We start from the raw sequence: 21579 nt of genomic DNA on the forward strand, positions 1-21579 counted from the left end.
CGCGCCTCCGTCCCCGCGCCTCAGCCGCCGTTCTTCTCCGCTTCCATCCGCGCCTTGAGCGCGAGCAGGGCGGCGAAGGGCGAATCCGGATCCACCGGCTTGTCGCGGCGGCCGTCGTTGCGGTTGTCCTGACGCGGCGCGGAGAAGCGCTCCTGCCGCTCGCCGCGCTCTGGCCTCGGACGGTTGCCCTGCTCGCGGCGGTTCTCGTCGCGACGCGCCTCGCCGTCACCGCGCTCGGTGCGGCGCTCGCGCCGGTCCTCGCGGAAGGGGCGCCCGCCGCGCCCGCCATTATCGGGACGCTCGCGACGATCGGGACGCCCGCCCTCGGCCGGCGCCTCGCCACGCCCCTGTTCACTACGTCCCGGCTCGCCACGACCCTGATCGCCGCGCGCCTGATTGCCGTCGCGGCCGCCCTTGCGCTGATGATGCGCCGGGCGGTGCTGGCCCGGCGGACGACCGGGGCGCCAGACCTCGATCATGGCCGGTTCGACCGGCGCAGCGGCCTCAGCATCGCCGGTCTCGGTAGCCGCGGCAACCTCCCCGCTTCCCGCTTCCGTCTCGGTCGCGACGGCCGGGCTTTCCAGCGCGGGCTCGACCGTGTGGTCGAACACCGGATCGGTGAACACCTCGCCGCTCACTGCTGTCACATCGGCGGCAGCGGTCTCGACGGGTTCCGCCGGCTCGGGCGCGGGAACGTCTTCCAGAGCGGGCTCCACCGTCTGGTCGAAGGCGACATCGGTGCCGGCTGCTACCTCCGCCGCGGCCTCGTCCGCCTTCGACGGTTCGGCGGGAGCTTCCGCGGTCGACGCTTCCGCCACCGGGGTTTCAGCGGGAACATCCGAAGCCGCCGCGGGCGTCGCTTCGACCGGAGCCGGGCGGCGGTCCATGCGGTAGCCGAGCGAACGCAGGATCGAGGCGAAGTCCTCGCCGGCGCAGCCGGCCAGCGAGGTCATGGCGACGGTCGCGACGAAGCCGTTGCCGTCAAAGGCGCCCGCCGGCTTTTCACCGGACGTACCCGGACGCCAGGCCAGCGCCGGGCGGATGAGGTCGGCGAGGCGCTCCAGAATGTCGACGCGCACCGCCCGCTCGCCGGCAACGCGGAAGCCGACGGCGCGGTACAGCCCCTTCTGGATCTCGGGATCCACGGGGATCGAGGTGCGCCCGCTGGCCGCCAGATGCGGAAGCTCGTCGAGGCCCTTCTGCTGCAGCCCGCCATGCTTGAGCGCCCAGAGCTGGGCGGCCAGCGCGCGCGGCGCCGGCTTCAGCAGGGTCGGGATGTAGATATGATGGGCGCCGAAGCGCACGCCATGGCCACGCAGCACCGCGCGGGCCTCCTGCGCGAGCGTCTTCATCTCCTCGGCCACCTTGTGGCGCTCCAGCACGCCGAGCGATTCGACGATCTGGAAGGCGATGCCGCGCGCGATGCCGGTCACGTCCTCGGCGGTGCCGAGCACCAGGAGCGGACCGAGCAGCTTCTCGATATGCGCCTTCAGCCACAGGTCGAGGCGCGCCTGCACGCTGTCGCGCGCCGTACCGGTCAGGTGCTCGTCGGCGATGATCTTCAGCCGGGGGGCGAGCACTTCCTCGCCGGGAATGAGCTTGGCGACCGGATCGCCGATCCAGCGCAGCGTGCCGTCGGAAGAGAGCACGAAGGCATCGTCGGGTGCCTCGGAGAGACGGGCGGCGCGCGCCTCGATCTCGCCGGCCAGGCCCTTCTGTGCGGCGGCGCGCAACGCTTTCGCCTCCGGGCCGCCGGCGGAAGCGTCCGCTGCGAACTGGAAGCCGAGCAGATGGCCGATCACATGGCCTTCCACAACGACGTCGCCGGTCTTGGTGATTTCTGTTTCGAGCATCGCGTTCTCTCGCAGGCGCCTCATCAGCACGCTGGTCCGGCGATCGACGAAGCGGTGAGCCAACCGCTCGTGAAGCGCATCGGAAAGCCTGTCTTCCACACGGCGTGTGACGCCTTGCCAGTGTTCGGGGTCGTCGAGCCAATCCGGCCGGTTTGCCGCGAAGGTCCAGGTGCGGACCTGCGCAATGCGCCCCGACAGCGTGTCTATGTCACCTTCCGCTCGGTCCGCCAAGGCCACTTGTTTGGCAAACCAGTCGGTGGAGAGCCGTCCGCGTTGCATTAGATCGCTGTAGACGGTCGCAACGAGGTCGCAATGCGAGGCGGGGGAGACCTTGCGATAGTCCGGCAGCTGGCAGGCTTCCCATAGCCGCTCCACCGCATTCGCGCTGGTGGAGAAGCGCCGGATTGCCGGGTCGCCGGCGAGCCGCTCCAGCACCAGAACGTCGTCCGCGGTGGGCGCGCGGGTCAGGCCGTCCTCGCGCGGCGGGATGGCGAGAGAGCGGTTCAGGGTCTCGATCGAGGTGAAGTCGAGGGCACTGTTGCGCCATTGCAGCACCCGGTGCGGTTCGAAGCTGTGCGCCTCCAGCCGCTCGACCAGCTCGGCGTCGAAGGGCGAGCAGCGCCCCGTGGTCCCAAAGGTGCCGTCGCGCTGGGCCCGCCCGGCGCGACCGGCGATCTGCGCCAGCTCGCCCGGATTGAGCTTGCGGAACTGCCACCCGTCGAACTTCACGTCGCCCGCGAAAGCGACGTGATCGACGTCGAGATTGAGGCCCATGCCGATGGCGTCGGTGGCGATGAGGTAATCCACATCGCCGTTCTGGTACATCGCGACCTGGGCGTTGCGGGTGCGTGGGGAGAGCGCGCCGAGCACCACCGCGGCGCCGCCGCGCTGCCGGCGGATCAGCTCGGCGATGGCGTAGACCTCGTCGGCGGAGAAGGCGACGATGGCCGAGCGGCGCGGCAGGCGGGTGATCTTCTTCTCGCCGGCGAAAGTGAGATTGGACAGGCGCGGGCGCACCAGAATGTTCACGCCCGGCAGCAGCCTTTCCACCAGCGGACGCATGGTGGCGGCGCCGAGAAGCAGCGTCTCCTCGCGCCCGCGGCGGTTCAGGAGCCGGTCGGTGAAGACGTGCCCGCGGTCGAGATCGGCGGCGATCTGGATCTCGTCCAGCGCCACGAAAGCGACGTCGAGGTCGCGGGGCATGGCCTCGACGGTGGCCACCCAATAGCGCGGATTGGCCGGCTTGATGCGTTCCTCGCCGGTGATCAGCGCGACGTTGTGCTCGCCCGCGCGCTCGACCAGCTTGCCGTAGACCTCGCGCGCCAGCAGGCGCAGCGGCAGGCCGATCAGCCCGGAGGAATGGCCGAGCATGCGCTCGATGGCGAGGCTGGTCTTGCCGGTATTGGTCGGGCCGAGCACCGCCGTGACGCCACGGGCGCGCAGCGACGGCGGCAGCGGTCGGGTCTCGGGACGGGAATGGCCCGGCGGGGCGGCGATGTTCATGCGGCGATGTTCACGAAACCGATCGGGCGGCGGGCCGGCAGGACGGCCCTTTTAGCACAGGAACTTCCCATATGGGGATGCGGGGGCGCGATTGCCCGTCCGGGGTTTTCAGGCGGCTTTGCAACGGTAGCGAGGGGGTAGCGTTTTGCGTAGCATCCGGGGCGGAGTGTAGCGCTACAGGGCGCTACGTCGCGCTACACCGTGCAACCCGGCGCTACTGCACCCCGGCCTTGGCCGGAGCGGCGCGCTTGCTCACCACCGGCTCGGTCTCGAAAGCTTCCGCCTGCAGCTCCGCGATGCCGATGGCGGTGCTGACGGAGGCGCGGAACGGCACCAGCATGCGCGTGCCGGCGACGGGGGCCAGCCACACATAGATGTCCTTGTTCCTCATCATGTACTTCACCGCCGTGCGGTCCGGCTTGTGGCCGGCGACCGGGCGGTAGGCGACGCGGCAGACCACGGCCGGGCCGGCATAGCCCTTCTCGGCCTTCACGTTCTCGGTGCGCTCGTAGCTGAGGGCCAGATCGTAGCGCTGGCGGCCGTCGAAGATGGACAGGACGCGCTCGCACGCCTTGGGCGACAGCGGATCGGCGCCGCCCGGCACCATGATCAGCGCCGCCGTCATCGGATCGAAGACGCCCTTCTTGTCCTTGTCGGCGATCGGCACCCGGTCGGGCGAGGGAAAGACCGGCGGCTCGACCCGCATGTCGGTGACGGCCGAGCCGTTCATCACCAGCCGGATCGCCTCCGACTTCTTGTCGGACACCGCCTCCATGGCGAAGCTGCGCGGGGCGAGCGCGCCGCGCTCGACGCTGCCGCGCGCGCCGGCCGTGCCCTTGCCGGGCGAGACCGCCTGCACGACGCCGGTGAGGCGCCCGCTGCCGGAAGCGATGTAGGAGCGGTCGTCGACCTCGACCATCAGCGCCGCCTTGCCGAGCTCCAGCCCGCCAAGCGACATGCGGTAGCGCGCCTCGAGACGTCCGTCCGCGAGGGCACCCGTGATCGTCGCGCCCGCTCCGGCGAACGCCATGACTGCCGTAAGGCAGACCCGCTTCATGAAGGCTTCCCGAATCGTTCCGGCCGCTCTGCCGAAACGTCATTTACTCCCGTTTCGGATGCCGTTGGAAGGCGGCGGAACTGTGACTCCCGCCGGTCACGAAGCCGCTATCATCGCCGGCGCCATCCCCGCGCCGCCGGCGGCGACGGATGGCGGGCGATGCGCAAGGCGGCCTTGACGGCGCTGGGGCCGTTCCTTATAGGAGCGCACTCTTAATTTCCACGGATGCCGCATGCGGGATCGTCGGGCTCTTATAGCCTGCGGCGCATCGGCTGCGAAGAACAAGGAAGTCCACGATGTCCCGTCGTTGCGAACTTACCGGCAAGGCGGTTCTGACCGGCAATCTCGTCAGCCACTCGAACCGCAAGACCCGCCGGCGTTTTCTGCCGAACCTGGTGAATGTGACGCTCACCAGCGACGTGCTGAAGCGGTCGGTCAAGCTGCGCGTGAGCGCCAACGCCCTCAAGACCGTCGATCATCGCGGCGGCCTCGATGCGTTCCTCATCAAGGCGCGCACCGAAGAGCTGTCTCCGAAGGCCGCCGAGCTGAAGCGCGCCGTCGTCAAGGCGAGCCAGGCCGTCGCCGCCTGAGCGCGATGAACGCCTCCGGCACCGGATTCCCGATCTCGAAGCTCGTCGTCCCCGTCATCGCCATGATGGCGGTGGTGGCGGCTTCGAACGTGCTCGTGCAGCACCCGGTCGAGCTGTTCGGCTTGCAGGAGGCGCTGACCTGGGGCGCCTTCACCTACCCGGTCGCCTTTCTCGTCAATGACCTGACCAACCGCCGCTTCGGCCCCGCCGTGGCGCGGCAGGTGGTCTATTTCGGCTTCGCCCTCGCGGTGGTGCTGTCGATCTGGCTGGCGACGCCGCGCATCGCGCTGGCCTCGGGCACGGCCTTCCTGTTCGGCCAGCTCCTCGACATCGGCGTGTTCAACCGGCTGCGCCGCATGAGCTGGTGGCAGGCGCCGCTGGCCGGCAGCCTGTTCGGCTCCGCCGTCGACACGGCGCTGTTCTTCTCGCTGGCCTTTGCCGGCGACGCGGCAATGTCCTTCCCCGTCACCTATGCCTCCACCGGCATCACGGTGCCGCTGTGGGTCGGCCTCGCCTATTTCGACTTCCTGGTGAAGCTCGGCTGCGCCCTGCTGGCGCTGGTGCCCTATGGCGCGCTGATGGGCTGGCTCAAGCCCTGGGGCGGCGCGCAGGGCGCCAATACGCTCTCGCGCTGACGCCGGAGCGTCGTTTCCTTCCCGATCCGCCGACGATTGCCAATCTGCGACCGCCTTTCCGCGACCGCTAGTCCACGACCGCGAAGCGCAGCAGCAGCGTGCGCTGGAGCGCGGAGAAATTGTCGTCGGAGACGAGGGTCAGGATGAGCTCGCCCGCCGCGTTGCGGTGCAGGGCGAGACCTTCCATGTTGTCGATCGCCGCCAGCCGGTTGGCGGTGATCACCACCTCGCCCTCGACGCGCGCGCCCGGCTTGATCTCGCTCAGAGGGAAGCGGCGGATGCGCATGGCGACGCCGCGCAGGAAATCGAAGCGCCGCTCCAGCAGATAGACCGTGCCGTCATCGGCCAGCGCCGCGTCGGTCGCCGCGAAATCGTCGCTGCGGCGGATGGAAAAGCGCCCGGTGGGCACCGGCTTGCCCAGCGGCGCGAACAGGAAGCCCGGCAGGATGCCCGCATCGTCCGGGCTCTCCTCGCCGATGACGACGATCGCCGACGGCGTGCCGTCCGGCGGGGCGAGCAGCGCTTCCGGCCCCTGATTGCCGCCGAGCGTCGCCAGCGCGGGATCGGCCAGCAGCCGGCGGCCGGCGGATGTCAGCGGATCGTCGCCGGGAAACAGCCACAGCTCCTGCCGGCGCTCGATGCCGACGAGATAGCCGGCCTTGGTGCGGGCGAGGGATTCCGCGTCGCCGCGCCGCCGGCCGGCGAGCGTGCCGCCGCCCGCCGCGCGCAGGCGCGCCAGCCGGGCATCGGCGATGCCGGTGGGACGGTCGCCCTCGGAGCGGATGCGGCCGGACAGCCAGAAGCCGCGATCGGTGACGGCGACGAAGCCCGCCCCGTCGGGATCGACGACGAGGCCGGAGAGCCCGCCGAAATCGGCCGCCGCCGAGGACAGGACCAGCCCGCCGCGGAACTCCAGCGCGCCGAAGCGCGTGCCGCCGCCGGCCTCGAGCCGCTCGATGGGGGTCGCCGCGATCTCGATGCGGGCGGCGGATGGGGAGGACTGCGCCTGAACCGGAAGCGGGGCGAGGCAGAGCAGGAGCAGCACGGCGGCCAGCGGACGCGACGGGGCGGTGCCAGGCTTCGGGACGGACTTCAGCGCGGACATGGGCCTCCCGCCCCTCACCGGCGGGCCGGCAGCATGCGCAGCAGCAGCCCGTCCCGGCGCACGAACTGGTGCCAGAGCGCCGCCGCCACATGCAGCGCGACGATGCCGGCGATCACATAGGCGAGCCCGACATGGATGCGGCCGGTGCCGAGGCTCTTGCCCAGCGCGGTGGTGGTCACGGCGCCGAGGACCGGCTGCACGAGGATGGCGAGATAGAGAACGCCATGGGTGGCATGGGCGGCGACCTGCGTGAGCCGGTCCATGCCCGCCGGCAGCGGCGGCGCCGCATGGGTGAGCCGCCAGCCGATGCGCAGCACCGCCAGCGCCAGCACCGCATAGCCCGCCACCAGATGGGTGCGGAACAGATAGAAGCGCGGATCCGTGCCCCGCTCGAAGAAGCCCCAGCCCCAGCCGGTGGCGAACTGGAGCAGCACCAGAGCGGCCACGAGCCAGTGCAGGAGGCGGGCGATCCGGTCGTAGCGGGCGGGCATAGGCGGGCCTTTCGGTGCCGGCGGGAACGTGGGGAAGGATCGAATCGGCGGCATGCGGGCCCGCATATTGCGGCGCCTTTCATTTCCATGCCATGTCAGGGACTGGGGAGTTGACCGGGAGCATCCGTTGACGCGCGCGCAATCGATGGGGAAGCCCGCCACGGGTGCGGCCGCCAGGGCGAAGCCGAGGGGCGGCAAATCCGTTGTCGGCACGCCTTCTGTCGGCAAATCCGCCGCCGGCGCGCGCCAGGGCCGGCCGAAGACCGCCAACCGGCTCAAGCGCATCGAGGCCAAGCACGCCGCCATCCTCGACGCGGCGCTGGCGCTGTTCTCGCGCTACGGCCTGCACGGCACCACGGTGGAGGAGATCGCCCGCACCGCCGGCGTCTCCAAGACCAACCTCTTCTACTATTTCGCCTCCAAGGAAGACGTCTATGTCGGCGTGCTGAGCCGGCTGCTCGACCTGTGGCTGGAGCCGCTGCGCGAGTTCCAGCTCGACAGCGACCCGATCGAGGGCATCCGCGAGTTCATCCGCCGCAAGATGCTGTTCTCGCGCGCCCACCCGGAAGCCTCGCGGCTGTTCTGCCTGGAGATGGTGCAGGGCGCGCCGCTGCTGCGCGGCGAGCTGGAGACCTCGCTCAAGGCGCTGGTCGATTCCAAGGTGCCGGTGATCGAGGCCTGGGTGGCGGCCGGCAAGCTGGCGCCGGTGGACCCGCACCACCTGATCTTCGCGCTCTGGGCGACGACGCAACACTACGCCGATTTCGCCTCGCAGATCGACGCGCTGCTCAAGACGGGGCTGGACGACGACCGCTTTGTCGAGGAGGCTAGCCGCAACGTGCAGCGCATCGTGCTCGACGGGCTGCGCGTGAGGAACGAGGGCTGAATCGTCGCCCCTCCGCGCGGCGTGGGAACACCGCGCCGCCCCTCCGGCCTTGAAAGGAATTCGCGATGAGGCGCCGCGCGCTGCTTCGTTTCGCCGCCGGCGCGGCGCTCGCCCTGACCCTGCTGGCGCCCGGCCCGCTCGCCGCCCCGCTGCGCGCGGCGACGCCCGACGCGGCGCCCGCCCCCGCCCCGGCCTCGAAGCCGCTCGACGTCGACGCGCTGCTGTTCGACCCCGAGGCGCCGGTCGCCGGCAACCCGAAGGGCGACGTCACCATCGTCGCCTTCTTCGACTATAATTGCGGCTATTGCCGCAAGGCCTCGCCGGCGCTGGAGAAGCTGGTGGCGGAGGACGGCAATATCCGGCTCGTCTACAAGGACTGGCCGATCCTGGCGAAATCCTCGGTGGTGGCGGCGCAGCTCGCCCTCGCCGCCAAGTACCAGGGCAAGTACGACGCCGCCCACGCGACGCTGATGAAGATCCCCGGCCGCGCCTCGACCGAGCGCATGAGCGCGGCGCTGGCGGAGGCGGGGATCGACCGGGCGCGGCTCGCCAGCGATCTGAAGACCCACGCCAAGGCGATCGGCGCGCTGCTGGCGCGCAACAACGAGCAGGCCGAGGCGCTCGGGCTGCCCGGCACGCCGGTCTATCTGGTCGGCCCCTACAAGGTGGCGGCGGCGCTGGACTATCAGGGCTTCAAGGACGTGGTGAAGGACGCCCGCGACCGGGCGGCGGAGCGCTAACCCTCCGGCAGGTTGCCCTCCGGCAGGTTGCCCCCCGGCAGGCCGCCCTCCGGAAAATCGCCCTCCAGCAGGGCGGCGGCGCGGGCGAGCGCCTCCTCGCGCGCGCCGGAAGTGTCGAGGCGCACCCAGTCGAGCGGGCCGACGTCCCGTCCCGCCTGCCAGTGCACGACGTCCGCCGTGGCGTCGGAGGCGTCGCCCCGCCGGGCGTCGACGCGCTGCGCCAGCGCCGGTACCGGGGCTTCCAGCCACAGGCCGAGGAAATCCACCCCGCATTCATAGGCGACCTCGGCGATGGCCTCGCGCTCGTCGGGACGCTGGTGGACGGCATCGACGACGACGCCGTGCCCGGCGGCGAGGATCGCCTCGGCCCGCGCGCGCAGCGTCGCGTAGACGCGGTCTGTCGCCTCCATCGAATAGGCGTCGGAGGGCAGGCGCTCCAGCTCCGGCGTGCCGTGGAGGCGCTTGCGCTCGACATCCGAGCGCAGATGCACCGCCCCCGGTACCGGCCCGACATGCGGCGCCAGCCGGGCGGCGAGCGTGCTCTTGCCCGAGCCGGACAGCCCGCCAATGGCGACGAGCCGCACCGGGCGCGGCCGCAAAGCCTCCTCGGCGAAGGCGAGATAATCCTGCGCCTCCCGCGCCGCCGCCGCGCGCGCCGGCCCGCTGCGATGGGCGAGCGCGGCGGCCATCACCTGCGCGCGGATCGCCGCCCTGAGGGCGATGAACAGCGGCAGCGCCGCGAGGCCGTCGAGCGGCGCCTCGTCCCCGCAGGCGACGAGGTAGCGGTTCATCAGGTAGTTGGCCTCGAAGGCGAGGCCGCGAACGCCGATGTCCATCAGCAGGAAGGCGAGGTCGTAGAGCCGGTCGGTGGTGGCGAGCGCCTCGTCGAATTCCAGCGCGTCGAACAGCACCGGGCGGCCGTCGATCCGCACGATGTTGCGCAGATGCAGGTCGCCATGGCAGCGGCGCACCTCGCCGCCCGCCGCCCGGCGCGCCAGCAGCGGCCCCAGCCGGTCGAACGCCTCGGCGAAGGCGGCGTCGAGCGCCGCCACCCGCGCCGGCGGCAGGATATCGGGCGCCTCGGACAGCCCCTCGACGATGCCGCGCGCCACCGCGCGCAGGGCCTCGCCCGACGCGCCCTCGGCGCGGGGCGCGCGCCGGTGCGCCTCCTCCACCGCCAGCGCCAGCGCGGCGAGCAGCGGGGCGGAGAGCCCCTCGCGCCCGGCGACGCGGTCGAGCGTCTCCTCCTCGTCGAAGCGGCGCATGTGCACCGCCCATTCCACCACCTCGCCGTCCGCCGGATCAGCATCGGCCCGGTCCGCATCGGTCAGATGCAGCGCGCCGGACCGGCGCACGATGGGGACGATGCCGAGATAGAGGCCGGGGGCGGTGGCGCCGTTCAGCTCGACCTCGCGGGCGCAGGCCCGGCGGCGCTTCTCCAGCGTCGAGAAATCCATGAAGGAGAAGCGCACCGCCCGCTTGACCTTGTAGACGTCGGCGCCGGCGAGGAAGACCGCCGCGCCATGCGTGTCGATGCGCCGGATGCCCTCGCGCAGCCCATAGGTGGCGGGATCGGCGAGCAGGCGGAACACCGGCTCCTGATCGGCGACGACATGACCGGCGGCAACATGGTCTGTGGCAACGTGATCTGGGGGACGCGCACTCATCGCCCGCACTCTACCGCACCGCTCCGCGCGCCGGCCATACGGCAAGCTGCGCAGCCGGCTTCCCGGAATGTGCCCCGTGCCTCTCGCGATTGCGGTGGGATGTGGGGCCGTTTCGCCGTAAAGCAGGGCACAGAACCCCGGCCCTTCCATGCCATCCTCCGTGCCGTCCTCCATGCCGCCTTTCATGCCGCGCCCACTCCGACAGGATTTCCCGTGACCGACGCTCCCCTTCCCCGTTCACCGGCTCCCCGTTCGCCGGGCTTCGGCAGCGACAACGTTGCCGGCGTCTCGCCCGCCATCCTCGCCGCGCTGGCCGCCGCCAATGACGATTCGATGCCCTCCTACGGCACGGACGACCTCTCGGCCCGCGTCGAGGCACGGCTTTCCGCCCTGTTCGAGCGCGAGGTCGCGGTGTTCCTCGTGTCCACCGGCACGGCGGCCAACGCGCTGGCGCTCGGCGCGCTCACCCCGCCCTGGGGCGCGGTGCTCTGCCATGCCGAGAGCCATATCGAGAACGACGAGTGCGGAGCGCCGGAATTCTTCACCGGCGGGGCCAAGCTCGTCCATGTGGCGGGCGAGGCGGCGAAGATCGACCCGGACGCGCTGGCCGAGGCGGCCGGGCGCAACCGGGGCGACGTGCATTGCGTGCAGCCGGCCGCCGTCTCCGTCACCCAGGCGAGCGAACTCGGCACGCTCTACGGCGTGGAGCAGCTGCGTGCCATCGGCGCGGTCTGCCGCGCGGCGGGGCTGAAGCTGCACATGGACGGCTCGCGCTTCGCCAATGCGGTGGCGGCGCTCGGCGTCTCGCCGGCGGAGCTGACCTGGAAGGCCGGCGTGGACGCGCTGTCCTTCGGCGCCACCAAGAACGGCGCCATGGGCGTGGAAGCCATCGTGCTGTTCGACCGCGCGAAGGCGGACGAGCTCGCCTTCCGCCGCAAGCGCGGCGGGCACCTGACCTCCAAGATGCGCTTCCTCGCCGCCCAGATGGACGCCTATCTCGACGGCGACCTCTGGCTCGCCAATGCCCGGCAGGCCAATGCGATGGCGGCGCGCCTCGGCGCGGGCCTCGCCGCCCTGCCGGGCGTCGCGCTGCAGGCGCCGGCCGAGGCGAACATGCTGTTCGTGCGCCTGCCGCAGAAGATGATCGACGGCCTGCTGGCGCAGGGCTTCCGCTTCTACACCGACCGCTGGGGCGCGGGCGTGGTGCGCCTCGTCACCTCCTTCGCCACCACGGCGGAGGATGTCGACCGGCTGCTGGAGGCGGCGGGGAAGCTGGGCTGAGCCGAGCACGTGGCTCAGGGCCGGCCGGCGGCCGGCCTCTCCCCCAACGAGGGATCGCCGGATGGCTTTTGTGCCCAGCGGACAAGGCGTGGAGGATCGGGCCGAGCCCGGCCATGACGGTGTTCGGAGGCGGAACGCTCACACCACGGACGACACCGCCTCGGGCGACTGGGTGAGGGCGTGGGCCATGAAATCCAGCGCCGAGCGGATCTGCGACCGGGTCGCCGGCCCGCCGAGGCAGACGCGCACCGCCTCGGTCGGCGTGCCGCCGGCCGCGAAGACGTCGCTGGCGACGACGCCGATGCCGGTGGTGCGCATGTGGCCGACGAAGGCCGAGCGCGTCCACGGCTCCGGCAGCTCGATCCAGAGATTGAAGGCGAGTGGATCGGCGCGGAAGCTGCCGGGTGGCAGGATATCGGCGGCGAGCGCCTGACGCGCCTGCGCCTCCGCGCGGATGAAGCGCAGCAGCGTGTCGGCGGTGCCGTCCTCGATCCAGCGGGTGGCGAGCGCCGTGGTGAGCGGCGAGGCCATCACGTTGGCGGTACGCAGGGCGCTGGCGAAGGGATAGCCCGAGCGCGCATCCGGCACCACGACATAGGCGGCGCGCAGCCCGGCGCCGATGCATTTGGCCAGCCCGGCGATGTGCCAGGTGAGGTCCGGCGCGATGGCGGCGAGCGGCGCCGGGCCATGGGCGGGGATGAAGCCATAGGCGTCGTCCTCGACGATGGGCACGCCGAAGCGCCGGGCGACCTGGGCGATGGCGGTGCGCCGCGCCTCGGGGATGGTCAGCGTGGTCGGATTCTGCAGCGTCGGGTTGATGTAGAGCGCCTTGGGCGCGTGCTCGGCGCAGGCCGCCCCGAAGGCGTCGGGATCGATGCCGTCGCGGTCCATCGGCAGGCCGACCAGCCGGAGCCCGAGCTGGGCGACGATGGCGCGCGCGCCGGGATAGGTGATGGCCTCGCACAGGATGGTGTCGCCGGGCTTCGCCAGCAGGCCGAGAATGCCGAGCAGCGCGGGATGGGCGCCCGGCGTGACGAAGACGCGCTCCTGCGCCGGCACCAGCGCGCGCCGCCCGAGCCAGGCGGAGGCGGCGTCCTTGTCGGCCGGGGTGCCGCCGAAGCCCTGATAGCGCAGCAGGTTGACGAGATCGCGGGCGACCTCGGCGAGGCCGTCCTGCATGCGCTCGATGAGCGCGGGATCGTCCGGCTCCGGCGGCAGGTTCATCGACAGGTCGACCGTGCCGGGGCGCGCCGGGGCGGCGGCGCGCGGCCTGGGGCGCGGCGCGCCGGTGACGAAGGTGCCCTGCCCGACGCGCGATTCCACCAGGCCGCGCTTCTGCGCCTCCACATAGCCGCGCGCCACGGTGGTGAAGTCGATGTCCAGCCGGCCGGCGAGCTTGCGCTGCGGGGGCAGGCGGTCGCCGACGGCGAGGCGGCCGGCGCGGATGTCCTCGGCGATCAGGTCGGCGATGGCGAGGTAGCGCGGCTTGTCGGAACGGGAGAGATCGGGAACCCAGTCGGCCATGGTCGTCACGCGTGGTTGTCGGGCGCCGGGGGCGGCGCCGAATCCGTCATAGCATAATTGACTGTATAATGTTGCAGAGGTGGCCTGTCACCTCTGGTCCACAACTTGCTGCGTAAGGGGTGTTACGCACCGCCTTTCGTCGCATGCGCATGAAGCGGGCATTTTCCCGCCTTTTCCTTAAGCTCCCGCATGGGTTTTGATCAGCTCGCCCCGAAGCCGGGAGATCTAATTGAATGTATTATTGAATGTAAATTGAATGTTTTGATGATTCTTTTTGCATTCTGTCAATTGGCACATTGATTGCAATTCCCTCTGGCGCAAGCCGGCAGCACCGCCGGCCCCTGCCAGTCAAGGAGAGCGACATGGCCACCATCACCGTGCCGGCCCACCAGAAGGGCGACGTGCTCGTCGACTACGAGGACAAGAAGTTCGAGGACGTGAAGGCCGCCCCCGGCGAGAAGGCGCTGGTCACCTTCCACACCGTCGCCTTCGAGGGCTCGATCGGCCTCGTGAACCTCCTGCAGGCCTCGCGGCTGATCCAGAAGGGCTTCGAGACCTCGGTGCTGCTCTACGGTCCCGGCGTCACGCTCGGCGTGCAGCGCGGCTTCCCCAAGCTCGGCGACGAGGCCTTCCCCGGCCATCTCAACTTCAACGGCCGCATCGAGAAGATCATCAATGACGGCGGCAAGGTCTATGCCTGCCGCTTCGCCCTGCAGGCGCTCTACGGCCATGGCGAGGGCGCGCTGATCCCCGGCGTCATCCCGATCTCGCCGCTCGACGTGCTCGACATCGTGCTCGTCCACCGCCGCGACAACGCCTTCATGCTCCACACGTGGACGCTGTGACCCCGACGCTGTAGGCGCCGAACCGCTCAGGGAGGCCGGAATGGCCGAGAAGCGTATCGTGAGGGTGGGCGCGGTGCAGATCGCGCCCGACCTCGACAGCCTGGAGGGCACGCTCACCCGCGTGCTCGCCGCGCTGGACGAGGCGGCGGGGAAAGGCGCGCAGCTCGTGGTGTTCCCCGAGACCTTCGTGCCCTGGTACCCCTATTTCTCCTTCGTGCTCCCGCCGGTGCTGACCGGGGCGGAACATCTGCGGCTCTACGACAACGCGGTCATCGTCCCCGGGCCGGTGACGGAGGCCGTCGGCGCCGCCGCCCGCCGGCTCGGCGTGGTTGTCGTGCTCGGGGTGAACGAGCGCGACCACGGCTCGCTCTACAACACCCAGCTCATCTTCGACGCCGATGGCAGCCTCAAGCTCAAGCGCCGCAAGATCACCCCGACCTTCCATGAGCGGATGATCTGGGGCCAGGGCGACGGCGCCGGGCTGAAGGCGGTCGACACGGCGGTCGGCAAGGTCGGCGCGCTCGCCTGCTGGGAGCATTACAACCCGCTCGCCCGCTACGCGCTGATGGCGCAGCACGAGGAGATCCACGTCGCGCAGTTCCCCGGCTCGCTGGTGGGGCCGATCTTCGCCGAGCAGATCGAGGTGACGATCCGCCACCACGCGCTGGAATCGGGCTGCTTCGTGGTCAATGCCACCGGCTGGCTGACCGACGAGCAGATCGCCCGCATCGCACCGGACGAGAAGCTGCGCCGCGCGCTGACCGGCGGCTGCATGACGGCGATCGTCTCGCCCGAGGGCAGCCATGTGGTGCCGCCGCTCACCTCGGGCGAGGGCATCCTGATCGCCGATCTCGACATGGGCCTCATCACCAAGCGCAAGCGGATGATGGATTCGGTCGGCCATTACGCCCGGCCGGAGCTGCTCAGCCTCAACCTCGACAACCGGCCCGCCGTGCCCGTGCACGCCGGCGCTTTCCCCGTCCAGACAGGGAGTGCTTCCGATGAAACCGATGGACCCGGCGACCGATCTCGCGCCGATGCCGACGGAGCACCTGATCAACGAGTTGCAGTCCTACGGGGTGCGGCTCGTTGATCCCAAGGCCGGAGCGGAGAGCCGGCGCGGCGGCGCCGGTCCTTCCGATCACAAGGCGCTGACCCTCGACGGCATGACGGTGATGGTGCCGGTGCACACCGCCCCGGCCTTCGACAGCCCGTACCTCGTCGAGAAGCCCGACGCCTACGGGCGAAGCCGCATCAGCCGCGACGGGCTGGTGATCGGCGAGGTCTCCTTCCCGCTGCAGCCGAAATTCTACGGGCTGTCGACGGCGGACGGCATTCCCTATTCCAAGATCGCCGTGCTGCACGGGCGCGACGTGCTGGCGACCACGGTGCTGCAGACCTGCATCCGCTACCAGAGCCGCACCAAGACCTGCCAGTTCTGCGCCATCGGCCAGTCGCTGGCGGCGGGGCGCACCATCGAGCGCAAGACCCCGGCGCAGCTTGCGGAAGTCGCCAAGGCCGCCGTGGAGCTGGACGGCGTGAAGCACATGGTGATGACCACCGGCACGCCGCCCGGCAAGGACCGCGGCGCGGCGATCCTCACCGAGAGCGCGCAAGCGGTGAAGGCGGCGGTGGACCTGCCCATTCAGGTGCAGTGCGAGCCGCCGGACGATGACGCTTGGTTCGATCGCATGCACGCGGCAGGCGCCGATGCGCTCGGCATGCATCTGGAGGCCGTGACCGAGGAGGTGCGCGCCCGCATCATGCCCGGCAAGGCGCAGGTCTCGGTGGAGCGCTATTTCGAAGCCTTCGAGGCCGCCGTGCCGGTGTTCGGGCGCGGACAAGTCTCGACCTATATCCTCGCGGGGCTCGGCGACAGCCGCGAGGACATCCTTTCCGTCTGCGACCGGCTGACCCGCATCGGCGTCTATCCCTTCGTCGTGCCCTTCGTGCCGATCTCCGGCACGCCGCTGGAAAGCCACAAGACGCCCTCGCCCGCCTTCATGAATTCCATCCTCGGCCCGCTGTCCGGCATGCTGCTGGCGACCGGGCTGAAGGCGATCGAGGTGAAGGCCGGCTGCGCCAAATGCGGCGCCTGCTCGGCGCTCTCCACCTATGAGCGAAGGGCCTGTTCATGATCTTCGAGCCCTTCCGCCCCTTTCTTCCCAGCGACTTTCAGGTGAAGTTCGCCACCGCGACGTGGGAGCGGCGCTGCGCCGCGCATCTGCGCCGGCAGGTGTTCTGCGAGGAGCAGGGCCTGTTCGACGGCGACGACCGCGACGCCATCGACGAGGCCGCCATCCCCATCGTCGCCGTCTCCATGCTCGGGCTGGTGGCGGACGACGTGGTCGGCACGGTGCGCATCCACGAGGCCGAGCCGGGCGTCTGGTGGGGATCGCGCCTCGCCGTGGCGGCGGATTATCGGAAAGTGGGCGCGCTCGGCGCGGCGCTGATCAGGCTCGCCGTCTCCTCCGCCCATGCGCGCGGTTGTACCCGCTTCCTCGCCCATGTGCAGGCGCAGAACGGGCTGCTGTTCCGCCGCCTGCACTGGGGGATCGTCGAGGAGAAGGAGCTGCACGGCCGCCCGCATTACCTGATGCAGGCGGACCTCGCGCATTACCCGCCGATCCTCGACGCCGAGACCGGCTTCCACGCCCTCGCGCGCAATAGTTTGCCCCGGAAGGCGGCATGAGATGAGCACGCTCGCCCTCACCCCCATCGCTTTCGAAGCCGTCGCGGCGGCGCTGCGCGCTTCCAGGGGCATGGCGGCCAAGGCCGATATCGGGATCGCCGCCGCGCGGCTCGGATTGAGCGGGGCGGACGCGGTGGCGGTCGGCGACGACTGCGCGGCGATCCCCGACGGCGACGGCTTCCTGCTGCTCGCCATCGAGGGCTTCATGAACGGCTTCGTGGCCGGCGACCCGTGGTTCGCCGGCTGGTGCGGGGTGATGGTCAACCTCTCCGACATCGCCGCCATGGGCGGACGGCCGGTCGCCGTGGTCGACGCGGTCTGGGCGGCCGGCGAGGCGGAGGCCGCGCCGGTGCTGGACGGGCTGCGCGCGGCGTCCGAGCGCTTCGGCGTGCCGATCGTCGGCGGCCACACCAACCTCGACACCGACCGGGGCCAGCTTTCCGTCGCCGTGCTCGGGCGGGCATCGAGGCTGCTGACGAGCTTCGACGCCCGGCCCGGCGAGACGCTGATCGCCACCATCGACCTGCGCGGGCGCTACCGCGAGCCCTTCTCCAACTGGGAGGCGGCGCTGGAAGCCCCGGCCGCGCGGCTGCGCGGCGACCTCGAATTGCTGCCGCTCATCGCCGAGGCCGGGCTTTCGCGCGCCGCCAAGGACATCAGTCAGGGCGGCCTCGTCGGCACGGCCGCCATGCTGGCCGAATGCTCCGGCGTCGGCATCGAGATCGATCTTTCGCGCGTGCCGGCGCCGGAGGGCGTCGATCCCGCGCGCTGGCTGATGAGCTTCCCGAGCTATGGCTACCTGCTCTCCGCCGCCGCGAATGATGTGCCGGCCATCCTGTCGCTGTTCGAAGGGCGCGGCATCGCCGCATCCGCCATCGGCGCGGTGACGGCGGACCGGCGCGTCACCGTGACGAACGGCGCCGCGCGGGAACCCATCTGGGACTTCGCGCAGCGCGCCCTGCTCGGCTGCGGGCCTGTCACCGCCACGGCGGAGGACGCCGCATGAGCCGTTCGCTGCGCATCGCCCTCCTCGCCCATTCCACCAATCCGCGCGGCGGCGTGGTGCACGCGCTGGAACTGGGCGACGCGCTCACCCGGCTCGGCCACGAGGCCGTGGTGCACGCGCCCGACCCGAAAGGCGCCGGCTTCTTCCGCCCGAGCCTGTGCCGGACGGTGAGCGTGGCGGCCTCGACGGTGGGCGCCGATGTCGCCGAGATGGTGCGCATCCGCGCCGGCGATTATGTCAGCCATTTCGAGGACCCGGCGAACCGGGGCTTCGACGTCTTCCACGCGCAGGACGGCATTTCCGGCAACGCGCTGGCGACGCTGAAGCAGCGCGGCTTCATCCCAGGCTTCGCGCGCACCGTCCACCATGTCGACGCCTTCCGCGACCCCGCGCTGGCCGACCTGCAGCGCCGCGCCATCGTGAGCGCCGACCGGCATTTCGTCGTCAGCCATCTCTGGCAGGGGCTGCTGGCGGAGATGTTCGGGCTTCCGGCGGTCCTCGTCGGCAACGGCGTCGACACCCGGCGCTTCTCGTCCCTGACCGACGGGCGCGAGCCGCCGCTCGCCGCCCGGCTCGGCCTCGGCGCCGGGCCCATCGTGCTCGCCGTCGGCGGGGTGGAGGAGCGCAAGAACACGCGGCGCCTGCTCGACGCCTTCGTCCAGCTCCGGGCGATGCACCCGCGCGCCCAGCTCGTCATCGCCGGCGGCGCCTCGGTGCTCGACCACCACGCCTATCGCGCGGATTTCGAGGCGGCGCTCGCCACTTCCGGCCTGCCCGCCGACGCGGTGATCCGCACCGGCCCGCTGGCGCAGGACGACATGCCCGCCCTCTACCGGCTGGCCGACGTGCTGGCCTTCGCCTCGGTGAAGGAGGGCTTCGGCCTGGTGGCGCTGGAGGCGATGGCCTGCGGCGTGCCGGCGGTGGTGTCGGCCATCGCGCCCTTCACCGAGCATATCGGCGAGGAGGAGGCGGTCTGGTGCGACCCGCTCAGCGCCGGCTCCATCGCCAACGCGCTGATGCTGGCGCTGAAGCCCGAGACGCGCCGGCGCCTCGCCGCCCTCGGCCCCGCCGCCGCCGCCCGCCACGACTGGGCGACGACCGCCCGGGCGCACCTGCCCACCTATGAAAGCCTCGCGGAGCCCGCCCATGCGTGAGACCTCCCATGCCTGAGATGCGCTTCACCATCCGCTGGCCCGACGGCACGGCCGAGAGCTGCTATTCGCCCTCGCTGGTCATCCGGGATTATTTCGCCCCCGGTACGAGCTATCCGCTCGCGGACTTCCTGGAGAAGAGCCGCGAGGCGCTGACCATCGCCAGCCAGCGCGTCGAGGCGCGCTACGGCTTCCCCTGCTCGCGCGCCCTGGGCCAGCTCGCCCGCATCGAGGCGGGCGCCCGGGCCTTCTCAGCCTTTCCCAATCCCCGCGTCACCGTCGAGGCCTTCGACGCGTGACGCCCTGGAGATTCCTGTGATGAACGAGAACCGCATCGAGCACTACCCGGTGGTCATCGTCGGCGGCGGGCAGGCCGGCCTGTCGACGAGCCATCACCTGCGCGCGCAGGGCATCGACCATCTGGTGCTGGAGAAGCACCGGGCGATGCATGCGTGGTCGACCCAGCGCTGGGACACTTTCTGCCTGGTGACACCGAACTGGCAGTGCGACCTGCCGGGCCATCCCTATCAGGGCGACGACCCCGACGGCTTCATGAAGAAGGACGAGATCCTCGCCTATCTCGCCGGCTTCCGCGCCAGGGTCGATCCGCCGATCCGCGAGGGCGTCACCGTCCGCCGGGTGAGCCCGCGCGCCGGGGGCGGCTTCCATGTCTCGACCACCTCGGGCGAGGTGAGCGCCGACAATGTGGTGGTCGCCTCCGGCGGCTATCACGAGCCGATCGTGCCGCGCATGGCCGAGCGCCTGCCGGGCGCCGTCGCGCAGATCCATTCCGCCGAGTACCGCAACGCCGGGCAGCTTCCCGCGGGCGCGGTGCTGGTGGTGGGCTCCGGCCAGTCCGGCGCGCAGATCGCCGAGGACCTGCACCTCGCCGGGCGCAAGGTGTTCCTGGCGGTGGGCAACGCCCCGCGCTGCGCCCGCTTCTACCGCGGCCGCGACGTCGTCGCCTGGCTCGCCGACATGGGCTATTACGACATGCCGGTGGAGGAGCACCCCCTGCGCGAGGGCGTGCGCGACAACACCAACCACTATGTGACCGGCCGCGATGGCGGGCGCGACATCGACCTGAGGAAGTTCGCCGCCGAGGGCATGGAGCTCTACGGCGCGCTGCGCGACTATGACGGCGGGCGGCTGGTGTTCGACACCAATCTGCGCGCGGCGCTGGACGACGCCGACCGCACCTATAACGGCATCAACGCCGCCATCGACACCCACATCGCCACCCATAACGTCGTTGCGCCGCCGCCCTCGGTCTACGAACCGGTCTGGCAGCCGGCGGACGAGCGGGAGACGCTGGACCTCGCCTCGTCCGGCATCGCCGCCATCGTCTGGTGCATCGGCTTCCGCCCGGATTTCCGCTGGCTCGACGCGCCCGTCTTCAACGGCGCCGGCCATCCCCAGCACCGGCGCGGGGTGACGGCGCGCGAGGGCATCTATTTCATCGGCCTGCCCTGGCTGCACACCTGGGGCTCCGGCCGCTTCGGCAGCGTGGGGCGCGACGCCGAGCACATCGTCGCCCACATCGCCGCCCGCACGCTGAAGGAAAGCGCGGCATGAACGTGGCCGTCTCCCCCGACACGCTGCCCGACACGCTGCCCGGCGCCGACGCGGCGGCAGGGATCGCCACCGTCGAGACGGTGCGGCTCGGCATGCCGCATCTGGCGCTGGGCGGCCTGTCGGAGAGCTGGCTCATGAAGGATCTCGGCCACCGCCACTGGATGCTGCTGGCGCGCATGGCGGGACGCGCCGTGCCGGACTTCCGGGACGGCGACGGCGCGCCGGTCTACGCCGCCTTCTCGGCGCTGTCGGTGACCGGGGCCGACTTCGCGGCGCTCGGCGAGAACGACCTTCTCACCATCCGCTCCGGGATCGCGCGGGTCTCGCGCACCCAGTGCGCCAGCCGTCACACGCTGAGCCGCGCCGGGCAGCCGGTGGGCGAGGTCGAGCTCGTCTCGGCCTTCGTGCGCCGGGCGAACGGCGGCGGCAATCATACCGTTGCCCGCGTGGCGCTGGACGGCTTCCCCCCGGCCGCCGCGCCGATGGCGGACAGCCTTGCCGGGCTGGCGGCGGAAATGCGCGCGGGCCGCCGCCGGGAGCATCTCGGCTTCGACCTCGCCGAACCCGCGACGGGCGGGGCCTTCGACATCGATCGGTCCTTCGAGATCGACCCTTGCCCGGCGCAGGACTTCAACGGCGCCGGCTTTCTCTATTTCTCCAGCTTCGTCGCCTTCGTCGACCGGGCCGAATGGCATTTCGACCACCGCCGGGCCGCCCGCCCCACCACGCTGCGGCGCGACGTGTTCTTCCACGCCAATATCGACCCCGGCGAACGGTTGCGGGTGCGCTGGCTGGCGGAGCGGCGCGACGGGGGAAGGCTTGCCCATCGCTGCCGGCTGGAACGCCTGGGCGACGGCGCGCGCCTCGCCGAGGCCTTCACCCTGCGGGCCTTGTGAGGGAGAGGCGACCCCTTCGCCGACGTGGGGACGGCCAATGTCATCCGGCTGTGAGAAATCGTACGAAAGCCCGTTGCATTCG

The 21579-nt window shown here is 71.1% G+C and carries 20 protein-coding genes; 14 read left to right on the forward strand and 6 right to left on the reverse strand.

The annotated features are described in order from the left end of the window. Window positions 1–20: 20 nt before the first annotated feature. Together STARVERO_RS17880 and STARVERO_RS17885 are read right to left on the reverse strand one after the other, a co-directional pair. Complete coding sequence (locus tag STARVERO_RS17880; RefSeq protein WP_159600488.1) at window positions 21–3356, reverse strand: helicase-related protein; 3336 nt, start codon at window positions 3354–3356, stop codon at window positions 21–23. A gap of 214 nt (window positions 3357–3570) precedes the next feature. After that, on the reverse strand, window positions 3571–4413 hold the full coding sequence (locus STARVERO_RS17885) for a DUF3108 domain-containing protein (protein WP_144341101.1): 843 nt from the start codon (window positions 4411–4413) through the stop codon (window positions 3571–3573). Between the two features lie 296 nt (window positions 4414–4709). Here STARVERO_RS17885 and rpmB point away from each other — a divergent pair, with 296 nt between their 5' ends. Then, on the forward strand, window positions 4710–5003 hold the full coding sequence (rpmB, locus tag STARVERO_RS17890) for a 50S ribosomal protein L28 (RefSeq protein ID WP_144341102.1): 294 nt from the start codon (window positions 4710–4712) through the stop codon (window positions 5001–5003). A gap of 5 nt (window positions 5004–5008) precedes the next feature. Next, entirely contained in the window at window positions 5009–5638 is a 630-nt protein-coding gene (locus STARVERO_RS17895; RefSeq protein ID WP_144341103.1) for a queuosine precursor transporter, read from the forward strand. A 67-nt stretch (window positions 5639–5705) separates the two neighbouring features. Here the strand turns inward: STARVERO_RS17895 and STARVERO_RS17900 are convergent, their stop codons facing one another. Further along, window positions 5706–6743 (reverse strand): esterase-like activity of phytase family protein, encoded by a 1038-nt coding sequence (locus STARVERO_RS17900; protein ID WP_159600490.1) that lies wholly within the window; start codon window positions 6741–6743, stop codon window positions 5706–5708. Window positions 6744–6757: 14 nt separating this feature from the next. Continuing rightward, the gene (locus STARVERO_RS17905) at window positions 6758–7234 is read right to left on the reverse strand and encodes a cytochrome b (protein ID WP_159600492.1); all 477 of its coding nucleotides are present in this window, start codon (window positions 7232–7234) and stop codon (window positions 6758–6760) included. Window positions 7235–7361: 127 nt separating this feature from the next. Here STARVERO_RS17905 and rutR point away from each other — a divergent pair, with 127 nt between their 5' ends. Continuing rightward, the gene (rutR, locus tag STARVERO_RS17910) at window positions 7362–8120 is read left to right on the forward strand and encodes an HTH-type transcriptional regulator RutR (protein ID WP_244616811.1); all 759 of its coding nucleotides are present in this window, start codon (window positions 7362–7364) and stop codon (window positions 8118–8120) included. Window positions 8121–8185: 65 nt separating this feature from the next. Continuing rightward, window positions 8186–8860 (forward strand): DsbA family protein, encoded by a 675-nt coding sequence (locus STARVERO_RS17915; RefSeq protein WP_159600494.1) that lies wholly within the window; start codon window positions 8186–8188, stop codon window positions 8858–8860. On the opposite strand, the gene STARVERO_RS17920 is transcribed toward STARVERO_RS17915, so the two are convergent. Next, window positions 8857–10527 (reverse strand): bifunctional aminoglycoside phosphotransferase/ATP-binding protein, encoded by a 1671-nt coding sequence (locus STARVERO_RS17920; protein ID WP_159600496.1) that lies wholly within the window; start codon window positions 10525–10527, stop codon window positions 8857–8859. The two genes, STARVERO_RS17915 and STARVERO_RS17920, sit on opposite strands and share 4 nt — an antisense overlap. Window positions 10528–10740: 213 nt before the next feature. Between STARVERO_RS17920 and STARVERO_RS17925 the strand changes: the two genes are divergently transcribed. After that, window positions 10741–11808 (forward strand): threonine aldolase family protein, encoded by a 1068-nt coding sequence (locus STARVERO_RS17925; protein ID WP_244616812.1) that lies wholly within the window; start codon window positions 10741–10743, stop codon window positions 11806–11808. A 138-nt stretch (window positions 11809–11946) separates the two neighbouring features. Here the strand turns inward: STARVERO_RS17925 and STARVERO_RS17930 are convergent, their stop codons facing one another. Continuing rightward, on the reverse strand, window positions 11947–13332 hold the full coding sequence (locus STARVERO_RS17930; protein WP_159600500.1) for an aminotransferase-like domain-containing protein: 1386 nt from the start codon (window positions 13330–13332) through the stop codon (window positions 11947–11949). Window positions 13333–13694: 362 nt separating this feature from the next. On the opposite strand from STARVERO_RS17930, the gene STARVERO_RS17935 reads away from it, so the two are divergent. Genes STARVERO_RS17935 through STARVERO_RS17975 form a run of 9 tightly spaced genes read left to right on the forward strand, consistent with a single transcriptional unit; the run spans window position 13695 to window position 21497 of the window. Next, the gene (locus STARVERO_RS17935; RefSeq protein ID WP_013168483.1) at window positions 13695–14177 is read left to right on the forward strand and encodes an MSMEG_0572/Sll0783 family nitrogen starvation response protein; all 483 of its coding nucleotides are present in this window, start codon (window positions 13695–13697) and stop codon (window positions 14175–14177) included. Window positions 14178–14217: 40 nt separating this feature from the next. Next, window positions 14218–15270: a Nit6803 family nitrilase gene (locus tag STARVERO_RS17940; protein WP_159600502.1), complete on the forward strand. Its 1053-nt coding sequence runs from the start codon at window positions 14218–14220 to the stop codon at window positions 15268–15270. Then, a complete protein-coding gene (locus tag STARVERO_RS17945) occupies window positions 15188–16315 on the forward strand; it encodes an MSMEG_0568 family radical SAM protein (RefSeq protein WP_159601880.1) in 1128 nt (375 codons plus the stop codon). The genes STARVERO_RS17940 and STARVERO_RS17945 overlap by 83 nt, the downstream gene beginning before the upstream one ends. Continuing rightward, window positions 16312–16869, forward strand: a complete 558-nt coding sequence (locus tag STARVERO_RS17950; RefSeq protein WP_200837857.1) for an MSMEG_0567/Sll0786 family nitrogen starvation N-acetyltransferase — start codon at window positions 16312–16314, stop codon at window positions 16867–16869. Before STARVERO_RS17945 ends, STARVERO_RS17950 begins: the two co-directional genes overlap by 4 nt. Before the next feature lies 1 nt (window position 16870). Next, a complete protein-coding gene (locus STARVERO_RS17955) occupies window positions 16871–17875 on the forward strand; it encodes a sll0787 family AIR synthase-like protein (RefSeq protein ID WP_159600504.1) in 1005 nt (334 codons plus the stop codon). After that, window positions 17872–19029, forward strand: a complete 1158-nt coding sequence (locus tag STARVERO_RS17960; RefSeq protein WP_159600506.1) for an MSMEG_0565 family glycosyltransferase — start codon at window positions 17872–17874, stop codon at window positions 19027–19029. Before STARVERO_RS17955 ends, STARVERO_RS17960 begins: the two co-directional genes overlap by 4 nt. An 8-nt stretch (window positions 19030–19037) precedes the next feature. Next, on the forward strand, window positions 19038–19325 hold the full coding sequence (locus STARVERO_RS17965) for an MSMEG_0570 family nitrogen starvation response protein (RefSeq protein ID WP_159600508.1): 288 nt from the start codon (window positions 19038–19040) through the stop codon (window positions 19323–19325). A gap of 19 nt (window positions 19326–19344) precedes the next feature. Further along, window positions 19345–20601 (forward strand): MSMEG_0569 family flavin-dependent oxidoreductase, encoded by a 1257-nt coding sequence (locus tag STARVERO_RS17970; protein WP_159600510.1) that lies wholly within the window; start codon window positions 19345–19347, stop codon window positions 20599–20601. Next, on the forward strand, window positions 20598–21497 hold the full coding sequence (locus STARVERO_RS17975) for a Pnap_2097 family protein (protein WP_159600512.1): 900 nt from the start codon (window positions 20598–20600) through the stop codon (window positions 21495–21497). Before STARVERO_RS17970 ends, STARVERO_RS17975 begins: the two co-directional genes overlap by 4 nt. The last annotated feature ends 82 nt before the right edge of the window (window positions 21498–21579 follow it).

Origin of the sequence: Starkeya nomas (genome assembly GCF_902703545.1) — a bacterium.
In the GTDB taxonomy this organism is placed as follows: Bacteria; Pseudomonadota; Alphaproteobacteria; order Rhizobiales; family Xanthobacteraceae; genus Ancylobacter; species Ancylobacter moscoviensis.

Bases quoted from the DNA above. Each gene is read 5' to 3' on its own strand.
- STARVERO_RS17880 (WP_159600488.1), bottom strand. From the start codon at position 3,356: ATGAACATCGCCGCCCCGCCGGGCCATTCCCGTCCCGAGACCCGACCG.
- STARVERO_RS17885 (WP_144341101.1), bottom strand. From the start codon at position 4,413: ATGAAGCGGGTCTGCCTTACGGCAGTCATGGCGTTCGCCGGAGCGGGC.
- rpmB (WP_144341102.1), top strand. From the start codon at position 4,710: ATGTCCCGTCGTTGCGAACTTACCGGCAAGGCGGTTCTGACCGGCAAT.
- STARVERO_RS17895 (WP_144341103.1), top strand. From the start codon at position 5,009: ATGAACGCCTCCGGCACCGGATTCCCGATCTCGAAGCTCGTCGTCCCC.
- STARVERO_RS17900 (WP_159600490.1), bottom strand. From the start codon at position 6,743: ATGTCCGCGCTGAAGTCCGTCCCGAAGCCTGGCACCGCCCCGTCGCGT.
- STARVERO_RS17905 (WP_159600492.1), bottom strand. From the start codon at position 7,234: ATGCCCGCCCGCTACGACCGGATCGCCCGCCTCCTGCACTGGCTCGTG.
- STARVERO_RS17915 (WP_159600494.1), top strand. From the start codon at position 8,186: ATGAGGCGCCGCGCGCTGCTTCGTTTCGCCGCCGGCGCGGCGCTCGCC.
- STARVERO_RS17920 (WP_159600496.1), bottom strand. From the start codon at position 10,527: ATGAGTGCGCGTCCCCCAGATCACGTTGCCACAGACCATGTTGCCGCC.
- STARVERO_RS17930 (WP_159600500.1), bottom strand. From the start codon at position 13,332: ATGGCCGACTGGGTTCCCGATCTCTCCCGTTCCGACAAGCCGCGCTAC.
- STARVERO_RS17935 (WP_013168483.1), top strand. From the start codon at position 13,695: ATGGCCACCATCACCGTGCCGGCCCACCAGAAGGGCGACGTGCTCGTC.
- STARVERO_RS17940 (WP_159600502.1), top strand. From the start codon at position 14,218: ATGGCCGAGAAGCGTATCGTGAGGGTGGGCGCGGTGCAGATCGCGCCC.
- STARVERO_RS17945 (WP_159601880.1), top strand. From the start codon at position 15,188: ATGGACCCGGCGACCGATCTCGCGCCGATGCCGACGGAGCACCTGATC.
- STARVERO_RS17950 (WP_200837857.1), top strand. From the start codon at position 16,312: ATGATCTTCGAGCCCTTCCGCCCCTTTCTTCCCAGCGACTTTCAGGTG.
- STARVERO_RS17955 (WP_159600504.1), top strand. From the start codon at position 16,871: ATGAGCACGCTCGCCCTCACCCCCATCGCTTTCGAAGCCGTCGCGGCG.
- STARVERO_RS17960 (WP_159600506.1), top strand. From the start codon at position 17,872: ATGAGCCGTTCGCTGCGCATCGCCCTCCTCGCCCATTCCACCAATCCG.
- STARVERO_RS17965 (WP_159600508.1), top strand. From the start codon at position 19,038: ATGCCTGAGATGCGCTTCACCATCCGCTGGCCCGACGGCACGGCCGAG.
- STARVERO_RS17970 (WP_159600510.1), top strand. From the start codon at position 19,345: ATGAACGAGAACCGCATCGAGCACTACCCGGTGGTCATCGTCGGCGGC.
- STARVERO_RS17975 (WP_159600512.1), top strand. From the start codon at position 20,598: ATGAACGTGGCCGTCTCCCCCGACACGCTGCCCGACACGCTGCCCGGC.